The following is a 20,545-nucleotide window of genomic DNA, read 5'->3' as shown; positions in this document are numbered from 1 at the left end:
CGTATATTTGCATATAAATATATACCAACCATGGACAGATTATACGAAAACTTCAATAAACTCCTTAAAGCTACAAGTACCGATTTCATCCGATACAAGTATACTGAAATAAACTGGGATAGCCATATGCTCGGACTTGTTGGGCCACGCGGGGTAGGTAAAACCACCATGTTCCTTCAACATATCAAGCAGAACATGAATCCGAAAGACACATTGTATGTTTCAGCAGACAATATGTACTTTGCCGATAATTCCCTGATTGACCTAACAGACAAATTCAGCAAACGAGGTGGCAAGCACCTATTTATTGATGAAATACACAAATACCCTAACTGGTCTCGTGAATTGAAGCAGATATTCGATTCTTATCCTGATATGCAAGTTCTTTTCACCGGTTCCTCTATTTTGGATATTTATAAAGGAACGGCAGATTTAAGCAGACGTGCCCCCATCTATGAAATGCAAGGGCTGTCTTTCAGAGAATATTTAAGTATGTTCCATCAAATTCATGTACCAGTCTACACATTAGAAGAGATACTGGAACATAAAGTTGAAATTCCGGGAATAGCACATCCACTTCCGCTATTCGCTGAATATATACAACACGGCTATTACCCGTTTAGCAAAGATATCACTTTTGAAATCGAGTTGAACCAAGTAATCAACCAGACTATGGAAAATGACATACCTCAATATGCTAATATGAATGTCTCCACAGGACGTAAATTGAAACAACTGTTGATGATTATTGCCAAAAGCGTTCCATTTAAGCCTGTCATGCAAAAACTTGCTGACATCATTGGAGTTAGTCGTAATTATTTAAGCGATTACTTACTTTATATCGAGAAAGCGGGGATGATAGCTCAAGTTCGCGATGACACAGGCGGGGTCAGAGGTCTGGGCAAAGTAGAAAAAATATATCTTGATAATACTAATCTCATTTATGCATTAGGAAGAGAGAATTCCAATATCGGTAATATCCGCGAAACATTTTTTTATAACCAAATGCGAGTTAAACAGGATATTATATCTTCCAAAATCTCAGATTTCCAAATAGGAGAAAGAACATTTGAAATAGGCGGAAAAAACAAAGGACAACAACAAATAACCGGAGCCAAAGAAGGATACATTGTAAAAGATGATATAGAAACCGGATACGGGAATATTATTCCACTTTGGAATTTCGGAATGAATTATTAATAATAGCCTTATAACAATTTTAATACAAAATATATTTATGTCACATACCAGACAAGAACAGATGGAAGCCTTCGGACGCTTCCTGGACATTCTCGACGAACTGCGTGTTAAATGTCCCTGGGACCGCAAACAGACCAATGAAAGTCTGCGTCCCAACACCATAGAAGAGACTTACGAACTTTGCGACGCCCTGATGAGGGATGACAAGAAAGAAATCTGCAAGGAATTGGGTGACGTATTATTGCACGTTGCTTTCTATGCCAAGATAGGCTCGGAAACAGGAGATTTTGACATCAAAGATGTTTGCGACAAACTGTGTGATAAACTGATTTTCCGTCACCCGCATGTATTCGGAGAGGTAAAAGCAGAGACAGCAGGACAAGTTTCCGAAAATTGGGAACAGTTGAAGCTAAAGGAGAAAGACGGCAATAAGAGTGTATTGAGCGGTGTACCCGCTGCCCTCCCCTCGCTCATCAAGGCTTATCGTATTCAAGACAAAGCCCGCAATGTAGGTTTCGACTGGGAAGAGCGTGAACAGGTATGGGATAAAGTGAAGGAAGAAATCGGAGAGTTTCAAGATGAAGTGGCTAATATGGATAAGGACAAGGCGGAAGCTGAATTCGGTGACGTCATGTTTAGCCTTATCAATGCAGCGCGTCTCTACAAGATCAATCCTGATAACGCTTTGGAACTTACCAATCAAAAGTTTATCCGTCGCTTCAATTATTTGGAGGAACATACTATCAAAGAAGGAAAAAGCCTGAAGGATATGTCTCTTGAAGAGATGGATGCTATTTGGAATGAAGCAAAGAAAAAAGGACTGTAAGACCCATGAGTAACATTGATTTAAATGCCATCATCGAAAGATGATTTGGAGTTCATAACACATGCCAAACAGGATATTCCACTATTGATTGCAGAAATAGAATACTTAAAATCAATGCTGTCTAAATAAAAAAATAGAGGCTCTATTCCGTGCGAGTAGAGCCTCTATTTTACTCAAACAGAGCGTCTATTCATACAAATTAGACGCTCTATTTTTCTTTATTTCTTCTTCGAATCGTTTCCTTTATCCTTGCCACGATTCATTCCTTTTATCATCTCCCGGTGGAAGCGCATTTCCGCACGCTGCACGAGAAATATCTTCTTACTGGAAAGAATCTTTTTGAACTTACCCAGATAAGTCTTATCAAGCTGATCGGCAGCAATACGATTGTTGGCTATCTTATCGTTGATTTCTGCATATTGAGCTTCCGTCGTCTTATCATCTTTACCTTTGCGCATCAAATCCCACGATTCATCATTCAGCTTCTTCTTCTTATCCTGGAGTTCAAAATAGACGGGAAAGAACTTGGCTGCCTCCTTTTTACTCAATCCTGCCTGTTCGGTAATGAATTCCTTTTGTTTTGCCCTGAACTCCTCCCGGGATAAATGCTGATCACATCCGTCAGCAGCCCAAAGAACAGGCATAAAGCCACACAACAAAACAACCCATGCGATTAGTTTTCTCATTTTCTGTATTCAATCAGTTTTAATAAATCATTCTACACTTGCGTCACTCAAATAAACATATAACGAATAATCATCCAGCATAGCGCGGTCTAGTGCCACATCCAGCATTTCGTCCGATACAACTTCAGTATCCACCTCCGTCACCGCCACTTCATCGATCGCAGCAGGTTTGTGATCTGTCGACGCTACCCGGATAATCAGGGCCGCACCCACAAACATAGCAGCGAGATAGAGCAATGGTTTCAGTCTTGTCCATGTGCTGACAGGTTCTTCCTTGAAAACTACTTTTTCTTTTTCAGGAAGTTTATTCATTACCTCCGAAGTCAGGTTTTCAAAGTAACCATCAGGCACTTTGAAGGAATTTTCCTTACCAAGCTTCTTCAATAGGATATCTTCTTCTTTCATACGTTTTTCTCCTCTCTTTTACTTAGACAACGTCCAATTTAAAAGGTTTAATCTATTTCTTCTAAAAACTTCTCTATTTTCTTCACCGCATGATGATATGACGCTTTGAGCGCACCAACCGATGTGCCGAAGATTTCCGACATCTCTTCGTATTTCATTTCCTGATAATATTTCAGGTTGAACACCATACGCTGTTTTTCCGGCAAAGTCAATAGAGCTTTTTGCAGACACAACTGTATTTCGTCGCCCGAAAAGTAGGAGTCACTTTCCAGCTTCTGCACAATCGCAGCTTCAGGATCGTCAATATCCACGGTAGTCATAGCGCGCTGCTTGTTCAGAAAGGTAAGACATTCGTTCAGCGCGATGCGATAGAGCCAGGTAGACAGTTTCGCCTCGGCACGGAAATAATCGATATTCGTCCATGCCTTGATGAAAGTGTTTTGCAGGAGATCGTTCGCATCCTCATGCGACAGTACCATCCGGCGGATTTGCCAATATAATTGCTCGCTATACTGCGCCACAATCATTTCAAATCCTTTCCGCTGTGTACTCTCCTCCTGAAGGAGTTTCAGAACTTCGCGTTCGTTATAAGGAATCATAATCTCTTGTATCTGTATGTTTATTTATGGTTTCAAATTCAGGTTGTTCATTGCCTCTAGTAAAGACGGATCATATTTATAAATGTCCTCACAATACCTCAAATTATTATCGGCAGACAGATAAACTGTCTGATAATCTATAAATAAAGGTATATATTTCTCTAAACTATAATGTTTCAGTTCGCGATAGGCCGCACTGACAGGCAGCTTCTTCCCCTCTTCACTCACCGGCTTGATATCCATTGCAATGCGGATACGGTCTTCCAATAATTCATCCGGTTCTTTCAACAGGAAGAAAGCAAAGTCGAGTGCTTTCTGAAGGCGGACGCAACCATGGCTCACCGCACGATTGTTTCGCGTGAAAGCCCACCGGGAAGGAGTATCGTGCAGATATACGGAATGAGGATTAGGAAAGCGGAAGATGATGCGTCCCAATGAATTCCCCGTTTTATTGTCCTGCTTCACCGTATAAGGTACACCTTTTCCTGCATATTTAGCCCAATTAACCTGATGAGGGTTTACTTGTAAGCCGTTCTTATCGTATACCTTCATGCGATTACGGGTGAAATAGGTCGTATCTCTGCGATAAGTAGGGATGATTTCTTTCCTGATAATACTTTGAGGTACATTCCAGTACGGATTCAGTTCCATATAATAAATCCTGCTCGACAACAGAGGAGTTTTATTTTTCACACTCCCCACACAGATACGCATCTCCAGGATAGAGTCCGTTTCTTCGTTGATTGCCTGCAACATGAATGCCGCCACATTGGCTATCACATATTTCTGTCCTTTGTCCAATGCATATTGCCAACGTGCCCGCTCCATATTTACCAACAGACGATTCCGGTAATAATCCGTAGTATCCGTTTTCCCCCAAGCATTTACACGAACCAGTTCTTCCTGCATCTTGCGATAAAGCGGAGAAGAAGGTTGTGCTCCATGAAGAGCAGCAATTGGATTTGCACGCAAGGAATCGAGGGCGGCATTTGCAAAAGTTACATCACAATGTTTTAAGGGGATACGATTGATCGAATCATTCCATCTGCGTTCCGAAGGCAGGAAACCAAACTTCAACTGGCACACATACGAAAGATATGCGGCTGTCAACTGATATTCCACATCTGCCAACAGACGGTTCATTGTCTTTCCTTCCTGCAACTTCAAAGAACGTATTTGTTGCAATCTCTCACGGATGCTATCGACCGAATAAAGATTCGGGTTAATGCCATGCCGTGAGATGTCTCCCAACCAGAACAACATAGAGTCCGCCACCTGTGCGGCAGGTTTATCGGACACAAGCGAGTCATTCAACCAGAAGAATTCATCTTTTTCCCGATAATGGGCCAACAAAGCCGAATCCCAGGGAGTTACGGGGCTTTCGTTCAAATAGGAACGAATCATCAGACGAATACTGTCGGCATCTATTTGATAAGCAGGGTTGAACAGTTCTTGCAGGGAAGCCAGAGAGTCCGGTATCGGAGATTGGGGGTTCTCTTTCTTACAGGCTGCCAAACAAACGACGAACAGGATTACCGCTCCCCAAAGCAGGCGTCTATTTCTCATACACAGTTCCTCCATCAACGTCAATACACATATTCTCTTTCGCTAAAATGGTTTGCGGGAAAATGGCGGACGCTTCATTAAGCAAAATAGATTCATCCTCGTAACGGGCTGAAAAGTGTCCGATCACCAATTGTTTCACATTGGCGTCCAAAGCTAGTTGTGCGGCTTGCGCAGCCGTAGTATGATAAGTTTCCTTGGCACGTGCCTGCTCTGTCTGCGCAAAGGTAGCCTCATGGAAAAGCAAATCTACATTGCTGATTTGTTCGGCAAGCGACGGGCGATAGATTGTATCGGAGCAATAAGCATATTTACGAGCCGGAGCCGAAGGACGGGTCAGACGCAAATTGGGTATTACTTCTCCTTCGGGAGTTACAAAGTCTGCTCCGTTCTTGATACGGTTCAGTTCATAGACGGGGACTTTATAAAAGTCCACCATGTCTCTGATAATATGGTTCGGACGCTGTTTCTCTTCAAAAAGGAAACCGCAGCAGGGAATTCGATGTTTTAAAGGGATGGTGGTCACAGTCACCGAACGGTCATCGTAAATGAGCATCGGTTCTTTCGTTTCGAATTCATGGAAGAACACCTTATAAGTCAAAGTCTTGCAAAAGAAAGCAAGCATCGGCGCAAACAGCTCTTCCAGTCCTCGTGGAGAATGAATATGCAAATCGGCTGTTCTTCCCAATAATCCGAATGTAGAGATCAGCCCCAACAATCCGAAACAATGGTCACCATGTAGATGAGAGATGAAGATATGATTCAATCGGGAAAATTTCAGTCGCGAACGGCGTAACTGCATTTGTGCTCCCTCGCCACAATCAATCATAAATAGTTTTTCACGCAGGTTCACGACTTGAGAGGTCGCAAAATGTCGCGTGGTAGGCAAAGCGGAACCGCATCCCAATATATGTAACTCAAATTTTTCCATGGTATGCAAAGATAAAGCATTTCAGATTCAATCTTGCAAAGGAAGAAACTTTTTTTTCTATTCACCACAGAGGACACGGAGGACGCAGAGGGTAGATTTATATAAATAAAATATATCGCCATCGTTAGTTTGTTAAATCAAGCCTTCACCCCCTCTGTATTCTCCATATCCTTCCTGTCCTCTATATCCTCTCCATATCCTTCTTACCCTCTGTGTCCTCTACGTCCTCTGTGGTGAATAAAAAAAGGCGCCCCCAACCGGGAGCGCCTTCATCTGAAAATATTCTGTTCTGATTATTTCTTTCCTTCCAACTGTTCTTTCAATGCAGCCAGAGCGTCGATGTCGCCCAGAGTAGTTGAAGCAGCTTGGTTTTGGATCATCGGAGAATCTTCTCTCTTACCAGAAGATGCTTTCTTTGCGCCAGAAGCAGCTTTCTTTTCTGCTCTTTCTTCAGCTTTAGCTACATCTTCGAAGATACGGCTGTGAGACAAGATGATTCTCTTAGCGTCTTTGTTGAACTCGATCACTTTGAATTCAAGTTTCTCATCCAACTGTGCTTGTGAACCGTCTTCTTTTACAAGGTGTTTCGGAGTTGCGAAACCTTCTACACCGTAAGGAAGAGCTACAACAGCACCCTTATCCAACATTTCGATGATAGTACCTTCGTGTACAGAACCTACAGTGAACACAGTTTCGAATACATCCCAAGGATTTTCTTCGAGTTGTTTGTGGCCAAGGCTCAAACGACGGTTGTCTTTATCGATTTCCAATACCTGAACTTCGATGTCAGCACCAATCTGTGTAAATTCTGACGGGTGTTTTACTTTCTTAGTCCAAGAAAGGTCAGAGATGTGGATCAAGCCGTCTACACCTTCTTCGATTTCTACGAATACACCGAAGTTAGTGAAGTTACGTACTTTTGCAGTATGCTTAGAACCTACAGGATACTTTTCTTCGATTGTTTCCCATGGATCTTGTTTCAGTTGTTTGATACCCAAAGACATCTTACGTTCTTCGCGGTCAAGTGTAAGAACAACAGCTTCTACTTCGTCGCCTACCTTCATGAAATCTTGTGCAGAACGCAGGTGTTGGCTCCAAGACATTTCTGAAACGTGGATCAAACCTTCTACGCCAGCAGCGATTTCGATGAATGCACCGTAGTCAGCCATAACAACCACTTTACCTTTCACCTTGTCACCAACCTTCAAGTCAGTATCAAGAGCATCCCATGGGTGCGGAGTCAGTTGTTTCAAGCCAAGAGCGATACGTTTCTTTTCGTCATCGAAGTCAAGGATAACAACGTTGAGCTTCTGATCCAGTTCAACCACTTCTTTCGGATCGCTAACACGTCCCCAAGAAAGGTCAGTGATGTGGATCAAACCGTCTACGCCACCAAGGTCGATGAATACACCGTAAGATGTGATATTTTTAACAGTTCCTTCAAGAACTTGTCCTTTTTCGAGTTTACCGATGATTTCTTTCTTCTGTTGTTCCAGTTCAGCTTCGATAAGAGCCTTGTGAGATACAACAACGTTTTTGAATTCCTGGTTAATTTTAACCACTTTGAATTCCATTGTTTTGCCAACGAATACATCATAGTCGCGGATCGGTTTAACGTCGATTTGAGAACCCGGCAAGAATGCTTCGATTCCGAATACGTCTACGATCATACCACCCTTCGTGCGGCACTTGATGTAACCCTTGATAATTTCTTCATTTTCCAGAGCAGCGTTAACGCGATCCCAAGAACGAGTAGCGCGGGCTTTTCTGTGTGACAGAACGAGCTGTCCTTTTTTGTCTTCCTGGTTTTCGATGTATACTTCTACAGTATCACCTACTTTCAGGTCCGGATTGTAACGGAATTCATTCAAAGGGATGATACCGTCTGATTTGTAACCGATGTTCACAACTACTTCACGCTTGTTCATTGCGATTACGGTTCCGTCAACAACCTCACGGTCGTTCACTTTGTTAAGCGTACCGTCGTAAGCTTTTTCTAGTTCATCGTGGCTAACGTTGGTTACTGTTTCGCCATTTTCATAAGCATCCCAGTTGAAATCTTCAATAGGAGCTACGTTCTTTAAGTTTTCCATTAATAATAAAATTGTTTAATACTTTAATTAAATAAGACATTATATTATCTATAAATCGGGCGCAAAGGTAGAAATATTTTCTTGATTGACAAAAGAATGGCAGAAGAAAAGAGATTTATATCCGTATTTTTTGTAATATTGCAATCTTTAATTTATACAGTTTTTGCCATGGACGAGAGATTGGACAAAGTCAAGGTGCAATGCGACTATTTACCGCTTATTAATTTTGCGATACAACAAAACGGAGCATCGATCATTCATCAGCTTTCTATTGAGAACACGACACCTGTCCCACTGAAGGACATTCAAGTAGTAATCACGACAGAACCGACTTTCGGAAACGCCGCTCCGATGGCTGTTGAACAGATCCCGGCCAACGGTTCGATCCGTCTGTCGTCATTCAATCTCACTTTGTCCGCCAACTACTTCACACAACTGACCGAACGTTTATCCGGCAACCTGAAAATTGAAATTACTGCTGAAGCAGAACCGATATTCTGCCAAACATATCCTATCGACATCCTGGCATACGACCAATGGGGCGGACTCAACGTATTGCCCGAAATGCTGGCTGCTTTCATCACTCCCAATCATACGGCTATCTCACCGATTATCAAAAGAGCAGCTTCCATCCTGGGGCAATGGACCGGCAACCCGTCTCTCGATGAATATCAAAGCCGCACTCCGGACAGGGTGAGGAAACAGATGGCTGCCATCTATACGGCTATCGCGGAGCAACAGATTATATATAGTACCGTTCCCGCCAGTTTCGAAGAATATGGGCAGCGTGTCCGGTTAGCCGATTCTGTGATGGCACAGAAATTGGGAACCTGCCTGGATATGGCTTTGCTCTATGCTTCCTGTCTGGAGGCAATCGGGCTGAATGCTTTAATCGTCATCACGCAAGGGCATGCCTTTGCAGGAGCCTGGCTGGTGCCGGAAACTTTCCCGGATCCTACGATTGATGATGTTTCTCTATTAACGAAAAGAACAGCGGAAGGAATCTACGACATTACTTTGGTTGAAACGACCTGCATGAATATGGGACATTCGTCCGATTTTGACGATGCGGTGAAGAAAGCAAACGGAAAGTTGGCGGACGGGAATAACTTCCTTCTTGCAATAGACATCAAGAGAGCGAGATATTCGGGTGTACGCCCCATCCCTCAACGTATTTTGCACGGACAGGTATGGGAAGTCGACGAAAAAGAGACCAACATTCAGAAAAGTGCCGTTCATGCCACCCCGCAAAGTATCAATCCGTATGATTTATCGGGCAATGAAACCCAGACCGTAATCACCAAACAACTGTTATGGGAAAGGCGGTTGCTGGACTTGAGCCTTCGCAACAACCTGCTGAATATCCGGATTACCAAAAACACGCTCCAACTGATCCCGGCTAATCTGGCCTGCCTGGAAGATGCATTGGCCGACGGTGAAGAATTCCGCATCCTGCACCGCCCTGCCGATTGGGAAAGCCCGGCGATGGATTTCGGAATTTATTCCTCTGTACCGGAGTCTGATCCGGTGGTTGGTTTCATCAACTCGGAGCTTTCACAGAAAAGATTGCGTTTTTATCTGTCCGAAAACGATTTAGGCAAAGCACTGACTCACCTATACCGTTCCTCGCGTACCTCTATTGAAGAGAACGGGGCCAACACTCTTTATCTGGCTCTCGGACTTTTGAAATGGTACGAGACTCCTTCCAGCGAACGTCCCCGCTACGCTCCCATCCTGCTAATGCCGGTTGAAATCATCCGTAAGTCGGCAGCTAAAGGCTATGTGATCCGTTCACGGGAAGAGGAAACGATGATGAATATTACGTTATTAGAAATGCTTCGCCAAAACTTCGGAATTACCGTATCGGGATTAGACCCGTTGCCCACCGATGAAAGCGGCGTTAACGTCAAACTGATTTATTCCATCATTCGTAACAGTATCAAAAACCAACGCAAATGGGACGTGGAAGAGCAGGCCATCTTAGGCATCTTCTCTTTCAATAAGTTCATCATGTGGAATGACATTCACAATAATGCCAATAAACTGGTTCAGAACAAAATTGTTTCAAGCCTCATCAACGGAAAGATAGAATGGGAAGCCGCAACAGAAGAAATAGACGCAACGGATATGGACAAACAACTGTCGCCAACGGACATCGTTTTGCCTATCATCGCCGATTCTTCGCAATTGGAAGCTATCTACGAAGCCGTACACGATAAGACTTTTATCCTGCACGGCCCTCCGGGAACGGGTAAATCGCAAACAATTACCAATATCATCGCCAACGCGCTTTACAAAGGGAAACGTGTCTTATTCGTTGCGGAAAAAATGGCTGCCCTCTCCGTTGTTCAAAACCGACTGGCGGCTATCGGTTTGGCTCCGTTCTGTTTGGAAATTCATTCCAACAAAACAAAGAAATCCGCTGTTATCTCACAACTGAAAGAAACAACGGAAATTATCAGGCAGACACCTCCCGAAGAATTTAAAAAGGAAGCGGAGCGTCTGCTGAATTTGCGGGCGGAACTGAATCAGTATATTGAAGCCCTGCATAAAGAATACCCGTTCGGAGTTTCACTATACGACGCCATTATCCATTATCAATCTGTGGACGTCGAACCTTGTTTTGAGATTCCACAACCTTATCTGGATACATTAGACAAAGATACATTTGCGCAATGGGAAGAGGCTATCGAATCGTTAGTCAGAACCGCCAATGCGTGCGGACACCCTTATCGGCATCCATTAACAGGCATCTCGATTTCCGAGTATTCATCTGCCGGAAAAGAAGAAGCCTCCCAATTACTTACCGCTTTCATTGATTTATTAAATATCATCCGGCAGAAGCTGGATGTATTTTCCGTACTTCTGAAAGATACGGATATACACCCGACACGCAAGGATTTCCAAACGATTGCCTGTATCATCCGGAGAATACTCGATATTCCGGAGCTGACTCCGGGATTGCTGACTCTGCCGTTATTGAATGAAACGCTAAATGAATATCGTGAAGTGGTGGTTCATGGGCAAAAACGTGATGAACAAAGAAAAGAGATAGAGGCAGGATTTACCAAAGAGATTCTGTCCATCAACGCAAAGCAGATGGTAGCCGAATGGAACCGGGTATCCGATCAATGGTTCCTTCCCAGATATTTCGGTCAGCGAAAAATCAAAAAGGCTATCAACATCTATGCTTTAAAAACCATTGAAACAGAAGACATCAAACCGCTACTCCACCGGATTATCCGGTATCAGGAAGAAGAGGACGCTGTTCAGAAATACACCGGCCAACTCCCCTCTTTGTTCGGACGATTCGGCAAGAATGAGGATTGGACTGCCATTGAGCAGATTATCAATGACATGGCTTCTCTTCACTCGCATTTGCTGAATTATGCAAAGGACATAGCCAAGGTGTCACAAATCAAACAGAATTTGTCTGTACAGCTCACAGAAAGAATTCAAACATTCAGAGATATTCACGCTCACTCTTTCAATGAACTGTATCAGTTGTCGGATACACTCACAGTCATTGAAAAGAAGTTGTCCGACACGTTGGGTATATCAACAGAAGAGCTTTATACCTCTTCAGCCGACTGGATAACGATTGCGCTATCAAAAGCCCAAACCTGGAAAGATAACCTCGACAAACTCAAAGACTGGTATCAGTGGTTACAAGCATACCAAACTCTGAATAAACTGGGAATCGGATTTGTCGCGACAGAATATAAGGAAAAGAATATCCCTACCGACCAACTGACAGACATCTTCTACAAGAGTTTCTACCAGGCGGTTATTCAGTATATCATTGCCAAAGAACCCACGTTGGAATTATTCAACGGCAAAATTTTCAACGATATTATTGCTAAATACAAACAAATATCCGCCAAATTCGAAGAAACGACCAAAAAAGAATTGTTTGCGCGGCTGGCTTCCAACATTCCGTCTTTTACTCACGAAGCTATCCAAAGTTCCGAAGTGGGCATCCTTCAAAAGAATATCCGCAACAATGCTCGTGGCATATCCATCCGCAAGCTGTTCGATCAGATTCCTACTTTATTGTCGCGTATGTGTCCGTGTATGCTAATGAGCCCGCTTTCCGTCGCTCAATTCATTGATACGGATGCTGACAAATTCGATTTGATTGTCTTTGACGAAGCGTCACAGATGCCTACTTATGAAGCGGTGGGCGCTATTGCCCGAGGCAAAAACGTGATTATCGTGGGGGACCCGAAACAAATGCCTCCTACCAGCTTCTTCTCGGTCAGCACCGTAGATGAAGATAATATTGAGATGGAGGATTTGGAGAGTATTCTTGACGACTGCCTTGCTTTGTCTATCCCTTCCAAATATTTATTGTGGCACTATCGAAGCAAACATGAGAGCCTCATCGCTTTCAGCAACTCCGAATATTACGATAACAAACTGATGACTTTCCCTTCTCCGGACAACATTGAATCGAAAGTCAGGATAGTCAACATCAACGGTTATTATGATAAAGGCAAATCGCGCCAAAACCGGGCGGAAGCTCAAGCGGTGGTAGACGAAATAGCCAGAAGATTGAGAAGCGAGGAATTGAGAAAGAAAAGTATCGGTGTGGTGACTTTCAGCATCGTTCAGCAAGCCTTGATAGAAGACTTACTTTCCGACCTCTTTATCTTCCATCCCGAACTGGAAACTCTTGCTCTGGAATGTGACGAACCGTTGTTTATCAAAAACCTGGAGAATGTGCAGGGAGATGAACGGGACGTTATTCTCTTTTCTGTGGGCTACGGTCCGGATGCGGAAGGACGTGTCAGCATGAATTTCGGCCCATTGAACCGGGTAGGTGGCGAAAGAAGGTTGAATGTGGCCGTTTCCCGTGCCCGGTATGAGATGATTATCTATTCCACTTTAAGATCGGATATGATTGACCTGAACCGGACTTCCTCTATCGGAGTAGCCGGATTAAAACGTTTCCTCGAATATGCGGAGAAAGGAACTAGGAATACAATCAACAGTGTGACAGCCCAATCAACGGAAACAGCAGCCTCCATCGAGAATATCATTGCCGATAAACTGCGTTCATTGGGATACACCGTGCATACAGACATCGGATGCTCCGGTTACAAAATAGATATAGGTATCGTTGACACCGAAAATACCTCCAACTATCAATTAGGTATTATCTGCGACGGCAAAAACTACAAACGTACCAAGACCGCACGTGACCGGGAAATTGTGCAAAACAATGTACTGAAAGCACTCGGCTGGGATATCTACCGAATATGGACTATGGACTGGTGGGAAAAACCGGACGAAGTAATAGCTGCTATTCAAGAGGCTATCGCACGCAAAAAGAGTTCAAAGGTTAATGCCCAAACAACGACAAGCATCGGAATTGGTTCTGATCCAATGACAGCAGAAAAAGAATCTGTGAACAAAGAGTCGACAGACAAAGAAAAAATAACAAAAAAAGAGCCAATAAAAGAAGAGTCAATAAAAGAAGCAGTACCGACTGCAGAGAGAGATAACAATGAAATTTCATTTGTACTCAAAGCATCACCTGCCACTTCTGAAAAGCAAACTGCTTTCGCATCTTCCGCACAAAGCGGAATACAGCAAAAGTACCGATCGGCAAAGATCACTCCAGGCAGCTATTCGCCGGAAGACTTTTTCTTTAGTGAAAGCTATTCTATCCTCACTTCTCAAATACGGAAGATTATAGAGAATGAAGCTCCGGTCAGCAAATCATTGCTTTGCAAGAAGATTCTGTCTGAATGGGGAATCAGTCGTTTGGGAGCACGGGTAGAAACACAGATAGAGACGGCTTTAGATGCACTAAATATCTATCGTACTGAACATGAAGGATTTGTTTTCTGCTGGAAAAACAGAGAGCAATGTATCTCCTACTCTATTTATCGTCCGGTTTCCGAGCGGGAAGCGACAGATATAGCTCCTGAAGAGATAGCCAATGCCATCCGACAACTGTTGACAGACTCCATTAGCCTGCCTGTGGCAGATTTAATAAAAGCATGTGCACAACAATTCGGCTTTGCCCGTATGGGATCGAACATAGACGCTGCCATGCAAAGAGGTATTCGCGAAGCCATGAAAAGGAATTATGCCAAAATTGAAAACGAACGGGTGACGATTGCGGATTAAATGTTGGTTCGAGTGATCCTGTCTAGTAGATTCAGGTGACAGGAATTAGATCAATACCCTTTCTCCAAACGTTTCAGGGCAGCAATAGAATCGGATACATAGCTATTGTCCGGTTCTATTGACCGCCAATAACAAAGCTCTCCAATCAGCCGTTTCAGATAGACAGGATCACTCGAACCAATCCGTCGCTGATGTTCTGCCAAACCTTTCGTCAGGATGAAATAGACATTCTTCCGGATCTCTCTCTTTCTGGCTTTAGGGATAGTCAGTTTCACACCAGAAGAGATGGACACTCCCGTGATAATCTTTCTACCATACTCATTGATGAAACGGGTCTTTTTATGATTCGGTTCGAATTTCTCATCACGAATGATTTGTTTAATACGGGGAATAATCTGCTCTTTGGGAAATACATCTCCCGAAAAAGTCAGGTCATCGGCATACCGGGTATAAGTCAGTCCGTATTCCGCTGCCAATGCCGCCAACTTCCTATCCATCTCATAACTAACGATATTACTTAATGACGGACTTGTAGGCGCTCCCTGCGGCAAGTGTCTGTGCAAACAACACAACGTTCCCAATACTTTAGATACATTTTCCGGATAACCGATCTTCTCAAATGTCTTTTTCACTCTCGGACTTCGTATAGAAAAGAAAAAATCATGAATATCCATTTTCAACACATACCGCTTTCCTAAATGAGGATTGGCATTGTCGACTACAGAATGACCGTTCCGGAAACCTACCGCTGACGGATGAATCATTGTTACAGGTGATAATATACGTGAATTAATAGTCGCTTGAATGGATTGCATTGTTTTGTTAGGAGCAGAGATCATACGATACCCTCCTTTTCTTTTTCTCATCCAAAATTCCCGGTAATGTACAGAAACGTTTCGTAGTATTTCCTTCAATTGTCCCGTTTCCATTCCCAACAGATTGGCACACCAGACAACAGCCGATTCATCATACTTTTGAACATACTGTGCTCTTGAAACTGTCGCTCCCAAAGCATGCCTAAGCCAGGCTCCATGCTCCCATTTTACTTTAGTAGTCTTTTCTTCCTTACTACCGTCTGTCGCTTTCCATCTTTTATACCCCTCTTGTTTTCTGCTTGAGGAAATCATCTTATAAATCAGAAAACCTGTGACAATAAGTATCGTTATTAGAATTCCGTCCATTTTGTATTATGTATATAAACAAAGAGAAGAGAGGCTGAGTTATTTACTAAAATAAATTTAGGTATTTATACCTTAGAATTTATTTTCTAGGAAAAATACCTGTGCTTACGAGGCGACTACACCTCTTTGATGCTAAATTCGGCCCTCATCCTCTCTTATACAAAGATAAGTATAATCTTTCGATAAAACAACCGGAACGGGGAAAAACTATCGGTTGAACAACTCAAACGTGAACTTACAGCCTATTCCTCCGAATTTCCAGTTTTCGCTGCTTACGAAGACTCCCACGTCGAAAATATGCGTACCGATGCCATATCCGACTTCCAGATAAGGTTGAAGATGCGGCATAGAAAGTGCACTGATGTAAATACGTTCATTCTGCACATAACGGGTGTACTTCATCAGATGCCGGAGAATAAGGAACGGAGCTTCGTAGGTGAAATGCCCCCGCACATAACGACGGGAGGAGTTATACCAACGTGAGTCAAGCACCTGAAATACTCCGCCGATTTCATCATTCCAGCCTACGGGAAGATTATGGCGGGAGAAATTGGCAAAGTCCACAAAATACAGTTCATCCTGATTGGTGAATGCCCCGAATCCGAAACGATAATAAATATTACGCATCAATCCCATCCGGATTTGATGCTGAAGGTCAAACTCTATTCTTTCATATTCGCCCGTACTTTTAAATACTCCTTTAATTCCCCGTTCATAATCGACCGAGAAAGTTGGATAGATAGAATGCAAGTTTATCTTTCGCTTTCCGTTCATATAATAATAGAGTCCCGGCGTCCACTCTATCCGGATGCGGGGAGCGAAACTGATATAAGTGTTCTTGAATTTATCCATAAACTCCGGAGGCGGCATCGGATAATCACCGGTAATCACAAAACGGGAAGGCTCTACGGCTGTTCTTTTATGGGCAGAGAAACCCAGACCGATATCCAGTCCGTTGACTATCTCAACTGTATGGCGGAAGTTAAAATACAAGTCCTTGAAATAATCAAGATGAATTAAATCGAAATTAAAGATACTATCCGGCATGGCTTTCAGTTCGTCGAGCACCTTACTGCTATAGATACGGTTACCATTACCCACATTCAACCGGAAGAATCCCCGTTTCTGCGGCCAGTATTCAAAGTCGGCATTCAACGACCAGTAGAACTCTTTACGCGTGAAGTTGTATCCGAGTTTCGGCACAATACGAAGTAATTTATCCCCTCTGAAAAGACGGTTGTAACGGAAATCCTGTCGATAAGACAAACCGTTGCTTCCGCTATAACTGAATAAAAGCGGATTTATAAACGGAGAGAACCGTACGCTTCCGATATTGGACAAATTGAATTTATAATCTTCTACCATCAAGTCCCCCATCGTTCCCCAAAAGGCCTGACTCTTGGATGGCTTTTGTATGGTAGCCGTGTCACGTCTAAGCGCATTGTCGAAATATAGTTTTTTCTCGCTCTCGTTCAAAGGGATCGGGCGCATGATAGCAAAGGTAGAGGCGTCCGTTTTATAAGCATTCGTATCACACTGCAAGGAGAAAGATTCCGAAAGATTATATTTCCTCTTCTCTTTCTTACGTACCTTCTTTTCTTTCAGTTCGATGGATTTATAATCTAAAGAAGCTGTATAATTACCATCCACCTTATTTCCGAGGAATTTGAAAAGGGCTTCTACATCATAACGCACCGGCAGGAATTCATTTTTCTTGCCGACATCTCCCATCTGAATCCAACAGGTAAATGTTATCAGTTCCGATCTTCCCGAAAAACGGATTTCACGAACACTCCAGACGTTGCTACTAACCACCATATATCCACCTACCAACTGATCGCTCTTGGTACGGGGAATAAAGCGGACTCGATAATCCAGATTATTAGGATCTCCCATCACACTGTCTATCTGGTATTTATAGTATTTCTGTCCGTTTTTAGCCAGTGGTGATAACAAGCGTTCATCATTCAGCAGAGACGAAGAGTAGATATTTACATTAAAGTATTCGAGCAAGCCCGGCAATCCCCTGTTTCCTCTCACCGTTCCCTGGGAGGCTTTTACTTTCTGGTCGTAAATATTGGGAGCCGTATAATGCAGGTCACTGTACGTTTCAAGCAGATATTCGCGAACACCCTTTTGCAAACGAAACATGGAAGGCACATAACGGAGAATAAAATTCTTCTTCTGAATGTCCATCTTACCTTTTATATATAGGTTCGCGCGATAATCGCTGACTATCGTTTCATACAAAGGCGCAAAGGTCATCACACGTTCTATGATGGAGTCGGCAGAGATTTCCTGATGAGTATAAGGATTCATTATATAATTATTGGCTGCCCCCTTTGATATAAAAGAGAACAGACACAATATGCATCCTATCAATATTTTATCTCTCAATTGTCGTATCTCCTTCATTAACGTAGGCAAATATAAAAAAGAATATCGAAAAGCAATGGAATTAAGCTACTAAAAAGAGTTATCAGGGGAAGGAAGCTTTTCACACCTGATTAATATAAATATATGAATAAACAAAAACGACTCATGTTTGAATGCATGAGTCGCCTATTAATAATAGGAGAAAGATTATAATTTCTCTATTTCTTCTTTCGAAATACCCGTAGATTTTATGATAATATCATCATCCACTCCTAATTCTTTCAATTTACGGGCTGTTTCTCGTATACCTTTTTGTATACCTTTTTGCATTCCTTTTTGTTCTGCAAAGTCCAACGTATTAAAATAATCGTTGTAAACTTTCCATTCTTCCTCGTACTGCATTCTTTCCTCCTGGGTCATATTCGCTTTGGAGGCTAACTTTTCCAGTCGTTCAAAAACGGCTTTACGAGCCTTGAAAGGCATTCGATCAAGTGTATCCATGTGCTTTAATATATAAATCCAGCGTTCAAAATCATTTTCACATTCATCCTCTTCTTTATTAAAGTTCGGCAATTCAATAAAAATCTGCCGGAACTTACTATTGAAAAGCTTACCTGTATCCCTGTCAGAAAGGACAACATCCGTTCTGATTTTAGAGGGTATATCCTTGTCCATCACGAAGTTCATGAAGAACACTCCGTACACAGCATCTAATTGAAAGTTCCAAATCCCCTTTCTCGCTTGTTGGGTAATGGCCCTCGAAAGATAGAAAAGGGCACGGTCTTTAAAGTAAGGCTGTTCCCGGTTCTGCATTTCTACGATAATATGCTCCCCCGTATTGGTTCTACAATATATATCATAGATAAGTCCTCGTTCTGTTTTTACTTCCGGCTGCTGTTCGTTGTTTAGGAACTGGATGTCGGTAATTACATGCTCTCCTACGAGCAAATCATTCAAGAAGTCGATTAATAACTCCTTTTCTACCTCTCTGCCGAATAAAAACTTAAAGCCAAAATCGGTAAAGGGATTGATAAATCTTCCCATTATTTCTTGTATCTCAATTATAGAACAAAGATAGAGTTTTTTTGTTGAATAGTGTCAAGTATGGGATAAAATAAAATCAAACCAATACCTAACATGAAGTATATGGTTTGATACTACGTAATATCGACTCTATATCACGATTTTAAAGTTGATTTATGAATAGACAACTAGAGTCGTCTGTTCGGTCAACTAAAGTCAGCGACTTAGACAACTGCAGTCAGCTGTATGGTCAACGGCAGTCGGCTGATACCATGTTAACTATTTCAATCTGTTATCCGGTCGTATTAATCTTCTTATATCCTTCCATATAAAGAAACGCCTAAGCTTTTGTTTGAACCGGGGGGCTTTTCGTTAGAGTGTGAAGGATGTGAAAAGCTAAAACGAGGTCATTAAATCACAGCAAACATCTGTCATACTACAACTTACGAGTCTGTGAAACTTGTGGAAGGCAAAAGTAAACTTTTATTTCTAAGTTGACAGAGAAGTTGATATACTTTATTTTACCATGATTTTTGAAAATAATCAAACCACCGCTAGTTTGATTCATAACGGTGCATAAATGAACTAAATGATAATTAAGCCCTTTCAGGGCATCCCAATAAATATATAATTGTAAGGCTTTCAGCCTAACCGATAAATTTTCATTTAACTGATAAATTCCCATTTAATTAAAAACTGCATAAAAAAGAGAAATACTTACTCTTACCTTTTTATTTCTCCTTTTATTTTTGACAAAGAAGAAAATTGTCGTATCTTTGTGATACTCTTCATATCAACCAGGCAGGGAACCTGCCTCGTTTTCGTGGCAGGCATTTTTATGCCTGTCCTGATGCTTCATATGGCGGTTTCGTACCCCCGTGTGGAGTGTTAATGCACCCACTGCCTGGTTGGTGAAGAGTAACGGGAAAGGCGGAACCGCTCTTATTTCATAGAAAATCTTCGCCTACCACCTTATTCATAATTATATTATGGAAACAAAACAAGTTACCGTTCAACCAGCGGTGGGAGGCATGATAAAGGCTTCCAAAGATTCATTTGCTATTCCTAAAGAAGAATTAAAGGATTTCTACCTTAAATTCGCTTTCCTCCTGAACCCGGATTCCTGCTCCATAAACCGCACCGAATTCGAACTATTAAACATTCTGCTGAAAGACCTGAAAAAAATCTTGGCAGCATTGACTCACCTCAACACCCATCCGTGGGATGAAGGTATTGCAGAAATCCAAATTTCATGCGGAGCTTACTCCATACAAGACAATTTGAGCAAGAAAGAACGTATACAAATGAATGCCGCTATGGGCAAACATTTACAATTCCTTACTCAAATGGCTATGGACAGTCCAGTGTTCAAACAGTTATTCAAAAACTATCACAACCATTATATCCAAGTGGAAAGTTTGGTTAAACAGATGGCTAAAGAAATGGACCAACAGAAGCAATAAGAACAGAAGTTGGAGAATCAACAGAGGGGGTATCTTTAGAAAAAACACATTCATTTCTAAA

General features: G+C 42.3%; 13 protein-coding genes. 4 read left to right on the top strand and 9 right to left on the bottom strand.

What is annotated here, in order from left to right; all coding sequences use genetic code 11:
* Positions 1-30: 30 nt before the first annotated feature.
* Both HMPREF0106_RS14870 and mazG read left to right on the top strand, forming a co-directional pair.
* A complete protein-coding gene (locus HMPREF0106_RS14870; protein WP_008771152.1) occupies positions 31-1,200 on the top strand; it encodes an ATP-binding protein in 1,170 nt (389 codons plus the stop codon).
* 37 nt (positions 1,201-1,237) lie between these two features.
* Positions 1,238-2,026: a nucleoside triphosphate pyrophosphohydrolase gene (gene mazG, locus HMPREF0106_RS14875; RefSeq protein WP_008020955.1), complete on the top strand. Its 789-nt coding sequence runs from the start codon at positions 1,238-1,240 to the stop codon at positions 2,024-2,026.
* A 218-nt stretch (positions 2,027-2,244) separates the two neighbouring features.
* On the opposite strand, the gene HMPREF0106_RS14880 is transcribed toward mazG, so the two are convergent.
* The 6 genes from HMPREF0106_RS14880 to rpsA all read right to left on the bottom strand — a co-directional run bounded on the left by HMPREF0106_RS14880 (position 2,245) and on the right by rpsA (position 8,303).
* A complete protein-coding gene (locus tag HMPREF0106_RS14880) occupies positions 2,245-2,712 on the bottom strand; it encodes a hypothetical protein (RefSeq protein WP_004315845.1) in 468 nt (155 codons plus the stop codon).
* A 27-nt stretch (positions 2,713-2,739) separates the two neighbouring features.
* Positions 2,740-3,117, bottom strand: a complete 378-nt coding sequence (locus HMPREF0106_RS14885) for a hypothetical protein (protein ID WP_008645696.1) — start codon at positions 3,115-3,117, stop codon at positions 2,740-2,742.
* A 47-nt stretch (positions 3,118-3,164) separates the two neighbouring features.
* Positions 3,165-3,716 (bottom strand): RNA polymerase sigma factor, encoded by a 552-nt coding sequence (locus tag HMPREF0106_RS14890; RefSeq protein ID WP_008016827.1) that lies wholly within the window; start codon positions 3,714-3,716, stop codon positions 3,165-3,167.
* 24 nt (positions 3,717-3,740) lie between these two features.
* Complete coding sequence (locus HMPREF0106_RS14895) at positions 3,741-5,282, bottom strand: L,D-transpeptidase family protein (protein WP_009039702.1); 1,542 nt, start codon at positions 5,280-5,282, stop codon at positions 3,741-3,743.
* Positions 5,272-6,210, bottom strand: a complete 939-nt coding sequence (locus HMPREF0106_RS14900) for a ribonuclease Z (protein ID WP_009039701.1) — start codon at positions 6,208-6,210, stop codon at positions 5,272-5,274. The genes HMPREF0106_RS14895 and HMPREF0106_RS14900 overlap by 11 nt, the downstream gene beginning before the upstream one ends.
* Before the next feature lie 293 nt (positions 6,211-6,503).
* Positions 6,504-8,303 (bottom strand): 30S ribosomal protein S1, encoded by a 1,800-nt coding sequence (gene rpsA, locus HMPREF0106_RS14905; RefSeq protein ID WP_008645692.1) that lies wholly within the window; start codon positions 8,301-8,303, stop codon positions 6,504-6,506.
* A 96-nt stretch (positions 8,304-8,399) separates the two neighbouring features.
* Here rpsA and HMPREF0106_RS14910 point away from each other — a divergent pair, with 96 nt between their 5' ends.
* Positions 8,400-14,441 carry a DUF3320 domain-containing protein gene (locus HMPREF0106_RS14910; RefSeq protein WP_032851250.1) on the top strand — a complete coding sequence of 2,014 codons (6,042 nt, stop codon included), beginning with the start codon at positions 8,400-8,402 and terminating at the stop codon, positions 14,439-14,441.
* A gap of 50 nt (positions 14,442-14,491) precedes the next feature.
* Here HMPREF0106_RS14910 and HMPREF0106_RS14915 read toward each other — a convergent pair whose 3' ends face one another.
* The 3 genes from HMPREF0106_RS14915 to HMPREF0106_RS14925 all read right to left on the bottom strand — a co-directional run bounded on the left by HMPREF0106_RS14915 (position 14,492) and on the right by HMPREF0106_RS14925 (position 19,042).
* Complete coding sequence (locus HMPREF0106_RS14915) at positions 14,492-15,622, bottom strand: retron St85 family RNA-directed DNA polymerase (protein ID WP_009039699.1); 1,131 nt, start codon at positions 15,620-15,622, stop codon at positions 14,492-14,494.
* Positions 15,623-15,829: 207 nt separating this feature from the next.
* Positions 15,830-18,037, bottom strand: a complete 2,208-nt coding sequence (locus HMPREF0106_RS14920; protein WP_009039698.1) for a DUF5686 family protein — start codon at positions 18,035-18,037, stop codon at positions 15,830-15,832.
* A 168-nt stretch (positions 18,038-18,205) separates the two neighbouring features.
* On the bottom strand, positions 18,206-19,042 hold the full coding sequence (locus HMPREF0106_RS14925; RefSeq protein WP_008020943.1) for an Rpn family recombination-promoting nuclease/putative transposase: 837 nt from the start codon (positions 19,040-19,042) through the stop codon (positions 18,206-18,208).
* Positions 19,043-20,010: 968 nt separating this feature from the next.
* Between HMPREF0106_RS14925 and HMPREF0106_RS14930 the strand changes: the two genes are divergently transcribed.
* Positions 20,011-20,484, top strand: coding sequence for a hypothetical protein (locus HMPREF0106_RS14930; RefSeq protein WP_009039696.1), 474 nt, complete (start codon positions 20,011-20,013; stop codon positions 20,482-20,484).
* Positions 20,485-20,545 lie beyond the last annotated feature (61 nt).

It is taken from the genome of Bacteroides sp. D22 (genome assembly GCF_000163675.1).
Taxonomy (GTDB): Bacteria; Bacteroidota; Bacteroidia; order Bacteroidales; family Bacteroidaceae; genus Bacteroides; species Bacteroides xylanisolvens.
Note: the sequence above shows the minus strand (reverse complement) of the source record. Positions and strands in the feature narration are given on the sequence as shown.